General features: G+C 64.9%; 12 protein-coding genes. 2 read left to right on the top strand and 10 right to left on the bottom strand.

Annotation, left to right across the window (positions count from 1 at the left end):
- Positions 1–179: 179 nt before the first annotated feature.
- The 3 genes from H6A16_RS06415 to H6A16_RS06405 form a co-directional block, all read right to left on the bottom strand.
- Entirely contained in the window at positions 180–1,604 is a 1,425-nt protein-coding gene (locus H6A16_RS06415; protein ID WP_204617288.1) for a sodium:solute symporter family protein, read from the bottom strand.
- 242 nt (positions 1,605–1,846) lie between these two features.
- Positions 1,847–4,414, bottom strand: coding sequence for a leucine--tRNA ligase (gene leuS / locus H6A16_RS06410; RefSeq protein ID WP_204617286.1), 2,568 nt, complete (start codon positions 4,412–4,414; stop codon positions 1,847–1,849).
- Between the two features lie 210 nt (positions 4,415–4,624).
- Complete coding sequence (locus tag H6A16_RS06405; protein WP_204617284.1) at positions 4,625–6,136, bottom strand: IMP dehydrogenase; 1,512 nt, start codon at positions 6,134–6,136, stop codon at positions 4,625–4,627.
- A 217-nt stretch (positions 6,137–6,353) separates the two neighbouring features.
- Between H6A16_RS06405 and H6A16_RS06400 the strand changes: the two genes are divergently transcribed.
- Positions 6,354–6,695, top strand: coding sequence for a winged helix-turn-helix domain-containing protein (locus H6A16_RS06400; RefSeq protein ID WP_204617282.1), 342 nt, complete (start codon positions 6,354–6,356; stop codon positions 6,693–6,695).
- Between the two features lie 177 nt (positions 6,696–6,872).
- Here H6A16_RS06400 and H6A16_RS06395 read toward each other — a convergent pair whose 3' ends face one another.
- The 7 genes from H6A16_RS06395 to H6A16_RS06365 all read right to left on the bottom strand — a co-directional run bounded on the left by H6A16_RS06395 (position 6,873) and on the right by H6A16_RS06365 (position 15,893).
- Complete coding sequence (locus H6A16_RS06395) at positions 6,873–7,448, bottom strand: manganese efflux pump MntP family protein (protein WP_204617280.1); 576 nt, start codon at positions 7,446–7,448, stop codon at positions 6,873–6,875.
- 80 nt (positions 7,449–7,528) lie between these two features.
- On the bottom strand, positions 7,529–8,632 hold the full coding sequence (locus H6A16_RS06390) for a PLP-dependent transferase (protein ID WP_342589724.1): 1,104 nt from the start codon (positions 8,630–8,632) through the stop codon (positions 7,529–7,531).
- A gap of 369 nt (positions 8,633–9,001) precedes the next feature.
- Positions 9,002–10,765, bottom strand: a complete 1,764-nt coding sequence (thrS, locus tag H6A16_RS06385; RefSeq protein ID WP_204617278.1) for a threonine--tRNA ligase — start codon at positions 10,763–10,765, stop codon at positions 9,002–9,004.
- Between the two features lie 601 nt (positions 10,766–11,366).
- The gene (locus H6A16_RS06380) at positions 11,367–11,798 is read right to left on the bottom strand and encodes a double zinc ribbon domain-containing protein (RefSeq protein ID WP_204617276.1); all 432 of its coding nucleotides are present in this window, start codon (positions 11,796–11,798) and stop codon (positions 11,367–11,369) included.
- A 145-nt stretch (positions 11,799–11,943) separates the two neighbouring features.
- Positions 11,944–13,035, bottom strand: a complete 1,092-nt coding sequence (locus H6A16_RS06375; RefSeq protein WP_204617274.1) for a M24 family metallopeptidase — start codon at positions 13,033–13,035, stop codon at positions 11,944–11,946.
- A 162-nt stretch (positions 13,036–13,197) separates the two neighbouring features.
- Complete coding sequence (locus H6A16_RS06370) at positions 13,198–14,364, bottom strand: RlpA-like double-psi beta-barrel domain-containing protein (protein WP_239458247.1); 1,167 nt, start codon at positions 14,362–14,364, stop codon at positions 13,198–13,200.
- Between the two features lie 155 nt (positions 14,365–14,519).
- The gene (locus H6A16_RS06365; RefSeq protein WP_204617271.1) at positions 14,520–15,893 is read right to left on the bottom strand and encodes a bifunctional folylpolyglutamate synthase/dihydrofolate synthase; all 1,374 of its coding nucleotides are present in this window, start codon (positions 15,891–15,893) and stop codon (positions 14,520–14,522) included.
- A 315-nt stretch (positions 15,894–16,208) separates the two neighbouring features.
- On the opposite strand from H6A16_RS06365, the gene H6A16_RS06360 reads away from it, so the two are divergent.
- Positions 16,209–17,429, top strand: coding sequence for an FAD-dependent oxidoreductase (locus H6A16_RS06360; RefSeq protein WP_204617269.1), 1,221 nt, complete (start codon positions 16,209–16,211; stop codon positions 17,427–17,429).
- The last annotated feature ends 190 nt before the right edge of the window (positions 17,430–17,619 follow it).

The following is a 17,619-nucleotide window of genomic DNA, read 5'->3' as shown; positions in this document are numbered from 1 at the left end:
GGCAAGGCAACGCAAGCGCCCGTGAATGTCCCAAAACATCTCCGTCCTGAAAGCGGACAAAGCGCCTGCCGCGTGAAAGTTTGGGACCTGTCCCCGAACTTGCAAAACGCCCCGCTCGCCGGGGCGAACGGGGCGCGAAGGGAGATTCCCATTGATGCGCGGACGTTACTCCAAAAGGGCTACTCCTCCAGGTAGGCAGACGGGGCTGCGGGCACGCCGCGCTTCCACTCGATGGCGTTCACGACGAAGAACACCACGCAGGAGACGAAGCAGCCGAACACGACGGGCAGGATGCCGAACAGGAAGTCGCCGCCGGAGAGCACCTGCCAGAAGATGAAGCCGATCGTACCGCCGACAAGCGAGATGATGCCGGAGTTCTTCGTGGCGTTCTTGACCACGAGGCCCAGGCCGTATGCCGCGAACGGGCCGGCGCAGCGGATGCCGAAGGCGAACGTGTTCATCGTCACGATGGGCACGCCGAACATCGAGATGCAGATGGCGATGATGGCAAACACGACGTTGCAGGCGCGGGTGTAGAAGACCTTCTGCTTGTCGGTGAGCTCGCGGCCGCCGAACTTGAGGTATAGGTCGTTCATGATGATCGTAGACATGCACAGCAGGTTGGAGTCGGCCGACGACATGGTCGCGCAGATGATGGCCGCGCACACGATGCCGGAGATGAAGCCCGGCGCATGGGCGGTCGTGACCTCGAGCATGGCGTTGGCGCCCCCGTTGGCAAGGCCGGGCATGGTCGCCGCGGCGCAGAGGCCGAGCAGCGTCGGGAAGAACGCCATGGCGGCCATCAGGATGGCGGACAGCCAAGCGGCGCCCGTAGCGGTCTTCTCGTCCTTGGCGGACTCGAAGCGCGAAACCATCTCGGGGCCGGCCAGGAAGGTGCAGAAGTAGTTGAATATGTAGCCGATGATCGTCACGACGCCGATGGTCGTGAAGTCGAGCTGCGCCGGGGGCAGGGCCGCGGAGACGGCATCCCAGCCGCCGCAGCCCTCGATGACGATAGGCGTCGCGATGCCGAGGCCGACGAGGATGACGCAGAACTGGATCAGGTCGGCCACCTGGTCGGCGACCATGCCGCCGAAGGTGGTGTAGAAGATCACGACAAAGCCGGCGGCCACGAGCGCGACGTTGGTCGGGATGCCCAGCAGCGTGGAGACGACGCTGCCCGCTGCGGTGATCTGCGAGGACGTCAGGCAGAACAGCGACAACACGGACAGCACGGCGGTGATGGTGCTCGAGGTGGCGCCGAAACGACGGCCAACGACCTCGGGGATCGTCACGGCCATGGTCTTGCGAATCTTCGGCGCAAAGTACGCGAGCGGGATCATGGCGATGGACGCTGCGAGCACGTACCACACGGCGCTGATGCCCCACTCGCCGTAGGCGCGCTGCGCCAGGCCGGTGGTGGAACCGCCGCCGATGTTGTTGGCCGACAGCGAGAACGCCACGAACAGCAGGCCCATCCTGCGGCCCGCGACCATGTAGTCCTCACTGCTCTTGATGTTGAGCTTACCGACGATGTAGCCGATCGAGAGCATGACCACCAGGTACACGCCCACAATCACCAACGCCTGCGTCTGCAGCTGCATGCGATCGCCTCTTCCCTCTTCCCTCTCCGTATGGACATATGCAATAAGAATTTATTGCAATCGGTAAGGAAATCTTACTGCTTCATCCATCACAGTCACAACACATCTGGATAAACGGTTCAATCCGACGGATGGGCGTAAGGGGCGTAACGAAGAAGGCGGGTCGCTTCCGGCAAAACCGGAGGCGACCCGCCTTGGGAGGCACATGTCCTAAAACATCTCCGTCCTGAAAGTGGACAAGGCTACTTCACGACGAGGTTCACGAGCTTGCCGGGAACGCAGATGGCCTTGACGACCGTCTTGCCCTCGAGCCACTTGCCGGCGACGGCGATGGCCGCCTCCTGCATCTGCTCGGTCGTGGCGTTCGTGGGCACCATGGCGTGGGCGCGCATCTTGCCGAGCACCTGCACGGCGATCTCGACCTCGTCCTCGACGGTCTCGGCAAGGTCGAACTCGGGCCACGCCGCCGCGTAGGCGTACGTATCGTGGCTGAGCGCGGCGTGCCACAGTTCATCGGCCCAGAACGGGCAGATCGGCGCCATGACCGACACGATATCGGTCGCCACGAGCGTGCTCAGCGCGGGGTCAAGCGCCTCACCGGTGTTGATATAGGCACTGGCCGCGTTCACGAGCTCCATGATCGCCGAGATCGCGGTGTTGAACTGCTGGCGGTCGAAGTCCTCGGTGCACTTGGCGATGGTGCGATGGCGCTCGCGGTACAGCTTCATCGCCGCGGCGGACAGCGCGCCCTTGTCGAGCTTCGCCTCGGCGTCGCCGGCGTTGGCGAGCGTCCACACGATGCGCCACGCGCGCTTGAGGAAGCGGTTCGCGCCGGCCACGGCATCGGGATCCCAGTCGAAATCCTTCTCCGGCGGGGCGATGAACAGGATGGCGAGGCGCATGGTGTCAGCGCCGTAGGGCTCGATGACGCTCGAGGGCGGCACCACGTTGCCCTTGGACTTGGACATCGTGTCGCCGTTCTCGTCCTTCACCATGCCCTGGCACAGCAGGTTCGTAAACGGCTCGTCGACGTCGAGCATGCCCATGTCGCGCAGCGCCTTGGTGAAGAAGCGCGAGTACAGCAGGTGCAGGATGGCGTGCTCGATGCCGCCGATGTAGTTGTCGACGGGCATCCAGCGGTCGGCCGCCTCGCGGGAGAAGGGCAGTTCCTCGTTGTGTGGATCGCAATAGCGCAGGTAGTACCAGCTGGAGCACGTGAAGGTGTCCATGGTGTCGGTCTCACGACGAGCAGGACGGCCGCAGACCGGGCAGGTGGTCTCGTAGAAGTCGGCGCACTCGGCGAGTGTCTCGCCCGCACCGAGGTCGAGATTGTCGGGCAGCATGACCGGCAGCTGGTCCTCGGGCACCGGCACGATGCCGCAGTGCTCGCAGTGGATAGCCGGGATGGGGTTGCCCCAGTAGCGCTGACGGGAGATCAGCCAGTCGCGCAGGCGGAACTCGACCTTGCGGCGACCGGTGCCGGCGGCCTCGAGGTCGGCCACGATCGCAGCCTCGCCCTCGGAGTGCTTGCCGCCGCGCATGCCGGTGTACTTGCCGGACTGCACGAGCGTGCCCTCGGCGGCGTGAGCGTTCTCCCAGTCGACGGTCTCGGCGTGGTAGGTGTCGATGGACTCCCCCGCCTCCTCGAGCGCGGCGAGCTCGTCGTCCATCAGGATGATGGGCACGATGGGCAGGTCGTACTTGCGGGCGAACTCGAAGTCGCGCTGGTCGCCGCAGGGCACGGCCATGACGGCACCGGTGCCGTAGTCGGACACGATGTAGTCGGCGACCCACACGGGCACCTTGGCACCCGAGACCGGGTTCACCACATAGCGGCCCGTGAAGGCACCGTGCTTCTCGAGCGTGCCCTGGGCGCGCTCGACGGCCGAGATCTTCTTGGCGCCCTCGACGATCGCCATGACATCGTGCTCGTACTCGGTGCCGGCAACGAGGTCGTGCAGACCCTCGTACTCGGGAGCGAGCAGGAAGAACGTGCAGCCGAACAGCGTGTCGGCGCGCGTGGTGAAGACGGTGATCTTGCCCTCGTCGCCCTCGATGGGGTTGCCCTCGGCGTCGCAGAGGGTGAAGTCGACCTCAGCGCCCTCGGAGCGGCCGATCCAGTTGGCCTGCATCTGCTTCACGCGCTCGGGCCAGCCGGGCAGCTTCTCGAGGTCGTCGAGCAGCTCCTGGGCGTAGTCGGTGATCTTGAAGTACCACTGCTCGAGGTCACGCTTCTCGGGCTCGGAGCCGCAACGCCAGCACTTGCCCTCGGTGACCTGCTCGTTGGCGAGCACCGTCTTGCAGGTGGGGCACCAGTTGACCGGGCTCTTCTTGCGATAGACCAGGCCGCGCTCCCACATCTTCTCGAAGATCCACTGGCCCCAGCGGTAGTAGTCGGGGCTGCAGGTCTTCACGAGGCGATCCATATCGTAGGAGAAGCCCATGCGCTTCATGGTGGCGAGAGCCTGATCCATGTTCTTGTACGTCCAGGCGCCGGCCTGCGTGTTGTGCTTGATGGCTGCGTTCTCGGCGGGCAGGCCGAAGGCATCGAAGCCGATGGGATGCAGCACGTCGAAGCCGCGCATGCGGGCCTGGCGCGCCATGGCGTCGCCGATGGTGTAGTTGCGCGCATGGCCCATGTGCAGGTCGCCCGACGGATACGGGAACATCTCCAGCACGTACTTCTTCGGCTTATCGGAATCGGTGTCCACCGCGAACACGTTGTCGCGATCCCACGCCTCGATCCATTTGCTCTCGATCGCAGCAGCGTCGTACGCGGGGATCTCCTTATGATCGGTGCAGTCGCACATAGGGGCTCCTTAGAGGGTTCAAACAGTAACGGTTTCGAATTCTAGCAAAAAAGCCCTACGGGTTTAGGGCAGGTCCATTTCCTGCACAGGGCTTTTACCGTAGGGAGCCATGAGAAACAAAGCCGCTTCACGCACAAAAGCGGGGCCTGCAGCCACACGGCCGCAGGCCCCGCCTCATCGTTCGGAAAACGAGCGGTAACTCGCGAGCGGTTAGTTATAGCTCACGCTCTGCTGCGAGTCTTTGACGACGACGTCGTGCGCACCGCCCTCGACGATGGAGGTCGAGCTCACGAGCGTCAGACGCGCCTTGTCCTGCAGTTCCTTGATGGTGAGCGCGCCGCAGTTGCACATCGTCGACTTGATCTTGTAGATGGTCTGGCGCACGCCCTCCTTGAGCGAGCCGGCGTAGGGCACGTAGGAGTCGACGCCCTCGACGAAGCCGAGCTTGGTCTCGCCGCCCTGGTCGTAGCGCTGCCAGTTGCGGGCACGCGCAGAGCCCTCGCCCCAGTACTCCTTCATGTACTGGCCGTTCACGTTCACGCGGTCGGTCGGGCTCTCGTCGAAGCGGGCGAAGTAGCGGCCGAGCATCATGAAGTCAGCGCCCATGGCGAGCGCGAGCGTCATGTGGTAGTCGTAGACGATGCCGCCGTCAGAGCACACGGGCACGTAGATGCCGGTCTCCTCGAAGTACTCGTCGCGCGCGCGGCACACGTCGATGACGGCCGTGGCCTGGCCGCGGCCGATGCCCTTGGTCTCGCGGGTGATGCAGATGGAGCCACCGCCGATACCGACCTTGATGAAGTCGGCGCCGCAGTCGGCGAGGAAGCGGAAGCCGTCGGCGTCGACGACGTTGCCGGCGCCCACCTTGACGGAGGTGCCGTAGTTGGCGCGGATCCACTCGATGGTGCGCTTCTGCCACTCGGAGAAGCCCTCGGAGGAGTCGATGCACAGGACATCGACACCGGCCTCCACGAGCAGCGGCACGCGCTCGGCGTAGTCGCGCGTGTTGATGCCGGCGCCCACCATGTAGCGCTTGTTGGCGTCGAGCAGCTCGTTGGGGTTGGTCTTGTGGGAGTCGTAGTCCTTGCGGAACACGATGCCGACCAGGTGGTCGTTCTCGTCGACGCAGGGCAGGGCGTTCAGCTTGTTATCCCAGATGACGTCGTTGGCCTTCTTGAGGGTGATGTTCTTGTCGCCCACGATGAGCTTCTCGCGCGGGGTCATGAACTCGCTGACCTTCTTGGAGTGGTCGTCGCGAGAAGGACGGTAGTCGCGGCTCGTCACGATGCCCAGCAGGCGACCGCGCGGGGTGCCGTCGTCGGTCACGGGCATGGTGGAGTGGCCGGTTTTGTTCTTAAGGGCGATGACCTGCTCCATGGTCATGTCGGGCGTGAGGGTGGAGTCGGACTCGACGAAGCCCGCCTTGTGGTCCTTCACGGCCTTGACCATGGCCGCCTCCTGCTCGGGCGTCTGGTTGCCGTAGATGAAGGCCATGCCGCCCTCGGTGGCCAGCGCCACACCCATGCGCTCGCCGGAGACGGACTGCATGATGGCGGAGACCATGGGGATGTTCAGGCTGATCTCGGACTCCTCACCGCGCTTGAAGCGCACGAGCGGGGTCTTGAGCGAAACGTTGCCGGGAACGCACTCAGAAGACGAATAACCGGGAACCAGCAGATACTCAGAGAACGTGTGGGACTCGCCAGGGAAAAACATCGCCATAGGTACTCCTCTTCAGGTCGTGGTGCGCACCAGATGCGGGCTCAGCGGCACCGCCTCACGGCGCACGGTTTCGCGGATGAACCGCATGGCGTCGCGGTTCGCGGCTATTGTAGAGCAATCGCCGCTGCTACAATGCTCTATGTTTGAACTTTCACGGGGAATATGCGCGAGCCGTGGCAAACTCGAGCAAAGGCTTTAGCGAAGAGGAGCGAGTCGGATGACGATCAAGCCGAAAACGCGTCTGACGTTCATAAGCGACGAGAACCTGCCGGGCGCCTTCGGGCACGGCATCGCCCTGCTCATGGAGGGCGTGGAGCAGGAGCATTCGCTCAACGCCGCAGCGAAGCGCATGGGCATGGCCTACTCAAAGGCCTGGCGCATCGTCAAGGAGGCCGAGGCGCAGCTGGGCTACGAGCTGCTCGCCCGCGACGGCGCCCGCGGTTCGACCCTCACGCCCGAGGGCAAGCAGGCGCTCGCCACCTATCGCAGCATCCAGCAGGAGATGAACGAGCTCCTCTGCCGCCGCGCCCACGAACTCGAACTCGGACATGACAGGTAGGACGGGGCCCAGTGTCATGTTTTCCCGAACCGTCGCACACGTATGACAGGCAGGACGTGCTCCCCTGTCATACGTTCGCGCGCAGCTTCTGGTGAATGCCTGCGAAACGCGCTCCGTTAGCACCGAATGGCATCGCGGCGAAAAACATGATAGTGGGAACTGTCCTACCTGTCAGGTTTAGCTGATGAGGGCTTTGAGGCCGATGAGCAGCAGCACGATGCCACCGGCGATGGTGGCGCGCGGACCGAAGTGCGCACCGAGCCTGCGGCCGATGAAGATCACGGCCAGGCAGCACAGGAAGGTCGTGACGCCGATAGCGCCGCCGTACAGCACGATGTCCTTGCCGCTCGCCGCAAACGAGACGCCCACGACGAAGGCATCGATCGAGGTTGCGATAGCCTCCATGCCGATCGTCGCCCACGTCAGACGCGTCGGCGAGCAGCTCTCGGGCTCGCGCAGCTCATGTACCGCCTCCCAGATCATCTTGCCGCCGACGAACGCCAGGATCGCAAACGACACGATGCCCGCATACGCCTCGATAAGCGGTGCGACGAGGGTGCCTCCGAAGTATCCGGCGATGGGCATGCCCATCTGGAACAGCGCGAAGGCCACCGGCATGGCCAGCTTCTTCACGCGCGGCATATCCGGCTCGCACAGGGTGTTCGATAGGGTGACGGCCATGGCGTCCATGGCGAGCGCGACGCCCAAAAGCAGCGCCTCGATGAGGTTTGCAGAGGTAAATGAAGGGTCCATAACATCCTCCCCGATGCATGGATCGAACATGTCATATCAGGTTGTGGCGGCGAAATCTCCCGCCTGCGCATCGCTTCCTATCAGGCGTGGGGAGGATTGCAGTACAGGCGCATGGCCTGCTCGAGACTGTCCACGATGTCCAGCGGGTCGTCGACGCCCGCGAACAGGCGGATGAAGCGCGCGTCGTCGCCATCGAGGGCCGACAGGCGCGTGTAGGGACCGCCGGCGGCTTGGGCGCGGCCGGCGCAGGAGCAGCCTTCGATGAAGGAGCCGGCAGTCGCGGAACCCGGGAGCTCGAAATCGATAGCAGGGCCGAAGCCGTGGGTCAGCACGTTGGCGGCGATGCCGTGATCGGGATGCCCCTTGAGTCCCGGATAGCTCACGCTGGGAACGAACGGGTTGGCAGAAAGGTACTCGGCGATAACGCGTGCGTGGTCCATGTGGCGCTGCATGCGGTCGGCAAGCGTCTCCATGCCGGCAGCGATGACGGAAAGGTCCTCGTCGTCCACGTTGAAGCGAACCTGCAAGTACTCCCCTCCCAAGCGCTGGGCAAGCATGCAGTACGCCTGATGCGCAAGCGCATCGACCTGTTGCTTTCTCCCCTTCCCCACGATGTCGCGGGCAACGGAGATGGCAACGGCCTTGGTACGGAGGAGACCGGCTGCCACGCGGTCGAGCGCCTCGAAAACCATATGGGCGCCGAGCGCGAGCGGCTGGCAGCAGTACGTCGAGGCGACGGTATTGTCCACGATGAGCAATGCCCCGGCTTCGCGAGCGGCAGCGGCAAGTGAACGCAGGTCGGGCACGCGCAGGCCACGGCAGCCGATGGAGTTCACGAACCAGAACACCCGGTCGAAGCGGGCGCCGGCACCGTCGGCGTAGGAGGCGTGCCCCTCCTCGCGCGGCTCCATGCGGCCAGTCGCCGCAGGATGCTGAGCCGACCAGGTGGCATCGACGAAAGCCTCGGCGGAATCGTCCTTCGCGAAGGTGAGCACGCCGGAGCCGAAATGGCGCAGGAAGGCCTTGGTGAAATCGTTAGCGCGCACGACAAGGCGGTCGGAGGGGCCGATGAGCCCGAGCTTCGCGATTGCCTCGGGAACGTTTCCGGCACGAACGAACCAGGACGCACGTGCATGTGCGGCAGCAGAGAACTCCTGAGCGAGCTCTGTATTCGCCTGCGTCACGCGCAATCACCCTCCCCGTTCGTGCGTACTCGTCTAGTATACCTGCCGCACGCCTGCACCGCGCAAACTAATTGATGTCCACTTTCAGGACGGAGATGTTTTGGGACATTGCGCGGGCGCGCCCGATGGCCGGTGCCCCGCACGCCGCCGCTGCGCGCCCGGCTGCGCGCTATCGGAACATCGCCCGCGGCCGGATGCGCGCCAAGGGAACATCCCAGGGCCCCGATGCGTTCCGAAAGCGCACAGGGCGGCCTTGGCCTCATTGGGGACGTAGCCGGGAGGCGCCATTTTTGGCGCCTCCCGGCTACGTCCCCAATGAGGCCAACATGGAACGGGCCGCTCCCAAGGGAGCGGCCCGGCAATCGGTCGTTAGCTGCGGCGCTCGGAGATCTCGACGGCGAGCTGCGCGATGAAGTCCTCGACGGTCGACTCGTGCGTCTCGTTCGTGCGGTCGCGCACCGAGATGTTGCCGGCCTCGGCCTCCTTCTCGCCCAAGATCAGCATGTAGGGCACACGGTCCACGCCGCGGGCCTCGCGAATCTTGTAGCCGATCTTCTCGTCACGGTCATCCACGACCACGCGGATACCGGCGGCGTCAAGCTGATCGGCAACGGTGTGCGCGTAGGCGCGGCTCTTCTCGGACACGGGCAGAACCTTCACCTGAACCGGCGCGAGCCAGGTGGGGAACTTGCCCGCGTAGTGCTCGATCAGGATGCCGATGAAGCGCTCGATGGAGCCGAAGGCCACGCGATGCAGCATGATCGGACGCTTCTTGGTGCCATCAGCGTCGGCGTACTCCAGGTCGAAGTTGATCGGCATCTGGAAGTCGAGCTGGACGGTGCCGCACTGCCAGGTACGACCGAGCGAGTCCTCCAGGTGGAAGTCGATCTTGGGACCGTAGAAGGCGCCATCGCCCTCGTTGATGACGTAGTCCTTGCCCAGGCGGTCGAGCGCCTCGCGCAGGCCGGCCTCGGCGCGCTCCCAATCCTCATCGGAGCCCATGGAGTCCTCGGGGCGCGTGGAAAGCTCGAGGTGATAGGTGAAGCCGAACTTCTGGTACACGGAGTCGATCAGGTTCACCACGCCCACGATCTCATCGGTCAGCTGGTCGGGACGCACGAACAGGTGCGCATCATCCTGGTTGAAGCAGCGCACGCGGAACAGGCCGTGCAGGGCGCCCTTGAGCTCGTGGCGGTGCACCAGGCCGATCTCGCCGGCGCGGATGGGCAGCTCGCGATAGCTGTGCGGATGGCTCTTGTACACGAGCACGCCGCCCGGGCAGTTCATCGGCTTGATGCAGTACTCCTCCTCGTCGATGATCGTGGAGTACATGTTGTCCTTGTAGTGATCCCAATGGCCGGAGGTCTTCCACAGCTGCTTGTTCATGATGAGCGGCGTGGAGATCTCGACGTAGCCCGCCTTATGATGGATCTCGCGCCAGTAATCGAGCAGCTGGTTCTTCAGGATCATGCCGTTGGGCAGGAAGAACGGGAAGCCCGGGGCCTCGTCGCGCATCATGAACAGGTCCATCTCGCGGCCGATCTTGCGGTGGTCGCGCTTCTTGGCCTCCTCGAGCATGCGCAGGTGCTCGTCGAGCTCCTCCTTGGTGGCAAACGCCGTGCCGTTCACGCGCGTGAGCATCTTGTTGTTCTTATCGGCCTTCCAGTAGGCGCCGGACACGCCCGTGAGCTTGAAGGCCTTGAGCGCCTTCGTGTAGGTGATGTGCGGGCCGACGCACATGTCGATGTACTCGCCCTGCTGGAAGAAGGTGATGCGCGCGTCCTCATCGAGGTCGCCGATGTGCTCGACCTTGTACTTCTCGCCGCGCTCCTCCATGAGCTTGATGGCCTCGGCGCGAGGCAGCTCGAAGGTCGTGAACTTGAGGTTCTCCTTCACGATCTTCTTCATCTCGGCCTCGATGGCGGGAAGGTCGTCCTCGGAGAGCTTGGCCTCACCCAGGTCGACATCGTAGTAGAAGCCGTTGTCGGTCGCCGGGCCGTAGGCGAAGTCGGCCTCGGGGTACAGGCGCTTGATGGCCTGGGCCATGATATGGGCCGCGGAGTGACGGATGACGTGCGTGACCTCGTCAGCCGGAAGCTCGGCTACGGAACCGTCGTTATACAGCGCTTTCATGTGAATCCTCTTTCTGGAGACGTCGGGGTCAAGAAAAACGCCCGCTCGTCACGGTATGTGACGGCGAGCGATATGCGGCGCCTGTCCGTGGCCTGCCGGCCATGCGATGAGACAGACGCCTAGATAGTCTGAGTTCGAACGTTATGTGCGAACGCGATCTGCATGAATTCAAACCCCTTCGTGTCGTGGGTGCATCTGTTGTACCACTGTTAGCGTCCGAGGTCTAGCACCACCGCTCGCCACCCCGAAACCGTTACATGTCCACTTTCAGGACGGAGATGTTTTGGGACATTGCGCGGGCGCGCCCGATGGCCGGGGTCCCGCACGCCGCCGCTGCGCGCCCGGCTGCGCGCTATCGGAACATCGCCCACGGCCGGATGCGCGCCAAGGGAACATCCCAGGGCCCCGATGCGTTCCGAAAGCGCACAGGGCGGCCTTGGCCTCATTGGGGACGTAGCCGGGAGGCGCCAAGCCCCGCCCCGCCCCGTCGCGCCGTTTTCTGCGCGGCGGGGCGGGGCGGGGCTTGGCGCCTCCCGGCTACGTCCCCAATGAGGCCAAAAGCGCCCCCGGCTGTGGGGCCGGGGGCGCTGAGCATTCCGTGTTACTGGATGTGGGTGCGGCAGTACGGGCAGACCTTCCAGTGCGCGTCGAGCGGGCGATGGCAGCTCGGGCACACGTTGCGCACCTGCGTGTTGCACACGGGGCACACCACGAAGTCCTTCTCGATGGGGCTTCCGCACTGCGGGCAGGTGCCGTACTGGGCGAGCTGACGCTCACGCAGCGCCATGTCGAGCTCCTGCTCCTCGCGATCGGCGAGGTAGGAGTTGGGACGCAGCACCAGGTAGGCGATGAGACCCACGAACGGGATGAGCGCGACGATGCCCCACACCCAGAACAGACCCGCACCGCGGCGCTTGGCGTCGATGAACACGTACACGACGGAGAGCACGTAGAGCGCGGCGATGAAGCCCACGAAAGCGTAGATGGCCCCCATGAGCTCAGGCGACATGATCTCCTGGATGTATTGAGACATGGCAGAACAACCTTTCAGTCTCGTTCGCGATACAATTCGGTTCATTTTACCGCGTGTCCTCACACGCCCGCGCGGCGACACGCTTTCGACATAGTGTACACCGACGCGCCCCGGGGCAATGGGCGACCAAGCGCGGGGCGCTGCCCTACCGGTCGATCCGGCACGGCTCCTTGGTGTAGGAGTTCAGGATCTCGCAGCCGTCCTCGGTCACGAGCACCAGGTCCTCGATGCGCACGCCCGTGCGTCCGGGCAGGTAGATGCCCGGCTCGATGGAAAACGTCATGCCCGCTTCCACGACAGCCTCGTTCACGGCCGACACGTCGCCCGGCTCGTGGTCCTGAAGGCCGATGGAGTGACCCAACCGATGGGTGAAGTACGGGCCGTAGCCGGCGTCCTCGATCACCCGGCGCGCCGCGCGATCGAGGTCGCAGAAGCGGACGCCCGGCGCCACGAGCGTCTCGGCGGCCTCGTTCGCCCGCCGCACGATATCGTAGATGCGCCGCGACTCCTCGTCGGGCTCACCCCAGAAGAAGGTGCGGGTCATATCGGAGCAGTAGCCTTCGTACTGACCGCCGATGTCGAACAGCGCGACCTGCCCGGTGGCAAGCGCCGTGTCGTCGGGCTCATGATGCGGGTTCGCCGCGTTCCCGCCGAAGCTCACGATCGGCGGGAACGAAAAGCCCTGCGCACCGTGCTTGCGGTAGAGAGTGAGCATCTGCGAGGCGATCTCGTGCTCGGTGACGCCCTCGTGCACGAGGGCGGGCAGCTCGGCCATCACCGCGTCGTTGATGCGACTCGACTGCCGCATGAGCTCCCGCTCGCGGGCATCCTTGTGCGCACGGGTATCGGCCACGGCATAGGAGCCGAGGAAAAACGAGGACGCAGCCTCGCGCTCCTGCAGCGGGATGAGGAAGCCCGAGCGCATGCTCGCGTCGATGCCGAGCGGTGCGGTCGGATCGATGCGATCCATGAGGACGGAGGCAAGGTCATCGGTGTCGTTGAACACCACGACGTCCGCGTTGTCGTAGGCATCGATGGGATACAGGGCGTTGTCGAAGATGACCGGGCGCGCACCCGCGCGCAGCAGCACACCCGAGAAGCGCTCGAACATCTCAGCGTAAAAGCCCGTAAGGTAGAAGATCGACCAGGGATCCGTCACCAGAAGCTGGCTTCCCGGATGCCCCGCCTCGAGCCGCTCCAGGACCCGCGCGACACGCGCCTCGTCAACCTGTGCCATCTCTCCTCGATTCTCTTGCGTCTGGATTCGGTCCCGCCCATTGTAGTCCAGACGGCAGGACGGCGGGACGGCTCGCGCGGCACGGCGCTCGGGCACGCGACAGCAAGGCGCCCCGCAACATCTGCCGCAGGGCGCCTTGAGGTCGCATTCAGTTCAGGTGCGCTACAGGAAGCGATACTCCACCGTGCCGACGCCGACGGACAGGAATCCGAGCGCGCGGGCAACAGCGGGCTGCATGTCGATCACGCGGCCGTGCACGTAAGGACCGCGGTCGTTCACCACGGCGACGACCGACTTGCCGTTATAGCGGATCTCGACATAAGTGCCCAGCGGCACATCGAGCATGGCCACGCCCATGGAGGTCTCGGTCACGATATCGCCGCTCGCGGTGGTACCGCCCATGAAGCCGTCACCCGTGCCGTAGTGGGAGGCCACGCCCGACATCCAGCCGCTCGCGTTGGACGAGGAATCGTCCTCGACCGGCTGCTCGGGCTCGGGGTCCTCGGCAGGCTGCTGCTCGGGGGTCTCCTGCGTCGGCTCGGACGGCGTCGCATCCTGCTCGGGTGCAGGCTGGGTGTCCTGTGCGGGCTGCTGCTCGGGCTGGGCGGTCTGCTGCTCCTGGGCCGCCGTCTGCTGCTCAGCTGCGGCCTTCTCCTCCATCTGGCGCTGCAGGGCTGCAGCCTCCTCGGCGGCCTTGCGCGCAGCCTCCGCCTCGGCGGCATCCTCGCTGTTAGCGCGCTGCTGCATGGCGGCCTGCGCCTCGCTCACCTGCTGGAGCGCATCGGAGGCGAGCTGCTCCTGCTGGACGGCCTGGTCCTTCATGGACGAGAGCTCCGCCAGGCGGGTCGAGAGCTCGGAGCGCGTCTCCTCGAGGTCCTCCAGGATATCGACGTTGCCGTCCTGGATGGTGGTCAGATACTTCATCGAGGTGATGAAGTCGGAAAGCGAGCTTGTGGAGAAGAGCATCGAGACGATGTTGCCCGACGTCTCGCGCATCTTGTAGAGATTGGCGGCAGCCTGGGAGGCGCGCTCGCGCTGGGCGGGCAGGACCTCCTGCTCGATGTGGACGATCTCGGCCGCCTGGGTGGAGATCTGGGCATCGAGGTCGGCGGCGGTCGCCATCGCCTCGTCGTGGGCTGCAGCGGCATCGCGCACCTGGGCGGTCAGCTGCTCAAGCTCGGCCATCGTGGCGCTCGAGGCGGCGTACGCGCTCCCCGCCCACGGGGTCAGGGCGCCCGCGCAGGTAAGGACGGCCGTCAGGCCGGCCGTGCAGGCCACGCGAGCCCAAGGGCGCACCATGGCGCGATGCGAGACTACGGTTTTGCTCATACGGTGGTACCGCTCCAATCGTTATCGATTGGAATCAGTATAGAGCAGACATTAACCTTTAAGTCCAACTTGACGGTTTGACCACACCTCTGCCATGTACCGATGACCCAAAACATCTCCGTCCTGAAAGTGGACATCGAGAGGTTGAGGGGCAACTAGGAGCGCAGCAGACCCGCGACCTCGCCCGCAAGCGTGATCGTGCCGGCGGCGACAACGGGCTCACCTGCCGCCGTCAGGGCATCGAGCGCCTCTGCGACCGTCGGGTACACCGCAGCGAGGTCCGTCTTCGGCCTCCCCTCGCGGGTGAGCTCGTCGCCAACGAGGCGCGCGAGCTCGTCCGGGGCAAGCGCACGGTCGGATGCCGTCGCCGTCACGGCCACCCGCGGAAACGCCGGGACCAGCGTGCGGACGATGCCGTCGACGTCCTTGTCGGAAAGCGCCGCCATGAGCAGCAGGGGGCGCGCAGCAACGTCATCGCCGAACTCATCGAGCGCGCTGACGAAGTTCTCGCAGCTCTGAGGATTATGGCAGGCATCGATCAGCACGAGCGGATCGGTGCGCACCACGTCGAAGCGGCCCGGCGTGGGACAAGTCGCCAGGCTTTCCTGGAGCACAGCGGCATCAAGCGCGCGGCCGAGATAGGCCTCCGCCAGAAATACGGAGCAGGCAGCGTTTTGCGGCTGGTAGCTCGGCTTGGGAATGCTCAGCTCGTAGGAGGCGCGCGGGGTATCGACAGAGAACGCCACCGGCTCCCCCAGCGCGCTCGGCAGCGAACGCACCCGGCGCGCGACCACGAGAGGGTCGACACCGCAGGCCGAACAGCGCTCGTCCATCACGCGCTGGACGCTGGGCTCGTGCGTGCCCTCCCCCAACACCACTGCGCGGCCCGGCTTGATGACGGCAGCCTTCTCGCCCGCGATGGCCTCGAGCGTATCGCCCAGGATGCGGATGTGGTCGAGGCCGATGCCCGTGATGGCGACGGCAACCGGATCGGTCGCGCTCGTGGCGTCCCAGCGGCCTCCCATGCCGACCTCGAGCACCGCGACGTCGACGCGCGCCTCGGCGAACACGACGAGCGCCGCCACGGTCAGCAGGTCGAAGGGCGTGATGGTGTAGGCTCGCTCCCCCGCCGCCGCGCGGGCAGCGTTGACGCGGCGGCCCGCCTCCACGGCTGCCGACACACCATGGGCGAACGCGTCGTCGGAAACCACCTGGCCATCTATCTCCATGCGCTCGGGATAGCGCACGAGCTGCGGCGACGTATAGAGGGCAGTCTTCAACCCCTCGCCGTGCAGGATCGCCGCGGTAAAGCGCGTGGTCGACGTCTTGCCGTTGGTGCCGGCAACTTGAATGCAGTCGTAGTGCTCATCGGGCCGCTTGAGCTCGTCGAGCATGTCGATAACGGTCTCCAGCAGCGGACCCGCGTCGCCGGAGATCTTGCCGGTATCGGCGGCGAGCGCCACCGCCTCGTCAAAGGAAAGCTCCGGCACCTCGAAGGGCACCGCGTACACATCGGTTCGTTGAGGCATAGAGGGTCAGCTCCTACGTTTCATGTGATCCAGAGCGCCGCGTCACCTGAGGCGGCACGCTAGATACTACCACGCGCCGTCCCCGCCCGGGCCGATGCGGGCAAACCGGCAGCGACACCCCGCGCCGCGGCGAACCCGTAGGTACCGGTACCTGATTCGCAGCCTGTATTCGCCTCCGCTGCTGGCGCATAGAACAAAACCACATTAAGAGCACGTTGCCGCACGCTATCGAGCGCGCAAAACCTCTATGTTAGAGATAGCCGCACACCATTTCGGCGTCAAAGCAGAACGCAACGTAAGCGATGGGAGAAGAGCATGTCGATTCATGTTGTTGAAGAAGCCAACCGGTGTCTCGGGTGCAAGCGCGCGATGTGCCAGATCAAGGGATGTCCCGTCCACACGCCCATCCCCGAGGTCATCCGCCTGTTCAAGGAGCGCAAGATGGACGAGGCGGGCGCGCTGCTGTTCGACAACAACCCCATGAGCGCCGTGTGCTCGCTTATCTGCAACCACTCCAACCAGTGCGAGGGCAACTGCATCCAGGGTCGCAAGGGGAACCCGGTGCACTTCTCGAGCATCGAGAGCTACATCTCCCGCACCTTCCTCGACCGCTATCAGCCCAAGCGCGCGGAGCCGAACGGCAAGTCCGTCGCCGTCATCGGATCGGGCCCCGCGGGCATCACCGTCGCCATCAAGATGGCCGAGGCCGGCTGCGACGTCACCGTGTTCGAGCAGAAGGCCGAGGTTGGCGGCGTGCTGCGCTACGGAATCCCGGAGTTCCGCCTGTCGAAGGAGCTCGTGAGCCGCTATCGCGACATCATGACCTCGCTTGGCGTACACCTGCGCCCCTCGACCACCATCGGCGGCTCCCTGCACATCGACGACCTCTTCCGCGACGGCTACGACTGCGTGTTCGTGGGCACGGGCACCTGGCGCGCCCGCAAGCTCGACATCCGCGGCCAGGCGCGCGGCAACGTCCTGTTCGGCATCGATTACCTCGTCGACCCCGATTCCGTGACCGTGGGGCAAGACGTGGCGATCATCGGCGTGGGCAACGTCGCCATGGACGTGGCGCGCACAGCCCTGCGCCACGGCGCGCACCGGGTGACCCTGTACTCCAACACCAACAGCGTCACGGCGAGCTCGGAAGAGGTCGAGTACGCGGAGCTCGAGGGCTGCGAGATCGTGCGCGGCAAAGACGTTATCGCCATCGAGAAGGAGGGCCCGGTCTTCCGCACGGCGATCTTCGACGAGAACGGCGAGGTCGTAGGCTACGAAGACGAACTCGACCACGTAAGGTGCGACACCGTCATGATCGCCGTGTCGCAGCTGCCTAAGAACAAGCTCGTGCTCACCACCGACGGCCTGGCCACCAACGACCGCGGCCTGCTCGAGGTGGATGAGAAGAACATGTGCACCGTCCCCGGCATCTTTGCGGCAGGCGACGTGGCGACGGGCCCCCGCACCGTCGTGCATGCGGTCGCGGGCGCGAAGGTGGCCATCGAGGGCATGAAGGAATACATGGGCATCGCCTAGGCAATACCCTAAGGACCCATTGCAGCAATCATGCAGCGGGCAAGGTATGGGGCGCATGCAATTCGGGAATGCGCCCCAACATATAGCGTACATTCCGGCAAATCGGGTACCTGACTTTTATTCTGTACGATTTTGAAGAGCGATTCGTCCACACGCGCCGTACCGCCCGACAACGCCGCAGGAAATACCT

The organism is Collinsella tanakaei, from assembly GCF_016900375.1.
Taxonomy (GTDB): Bacteria; Actinomycetota; Coriobacteriia; order Coriobacteriales; family Coriobacteriaceae; genus Collinsella.
This window is presented reverse-complemented; position numbering and strand designations above follow the sequence as displayed.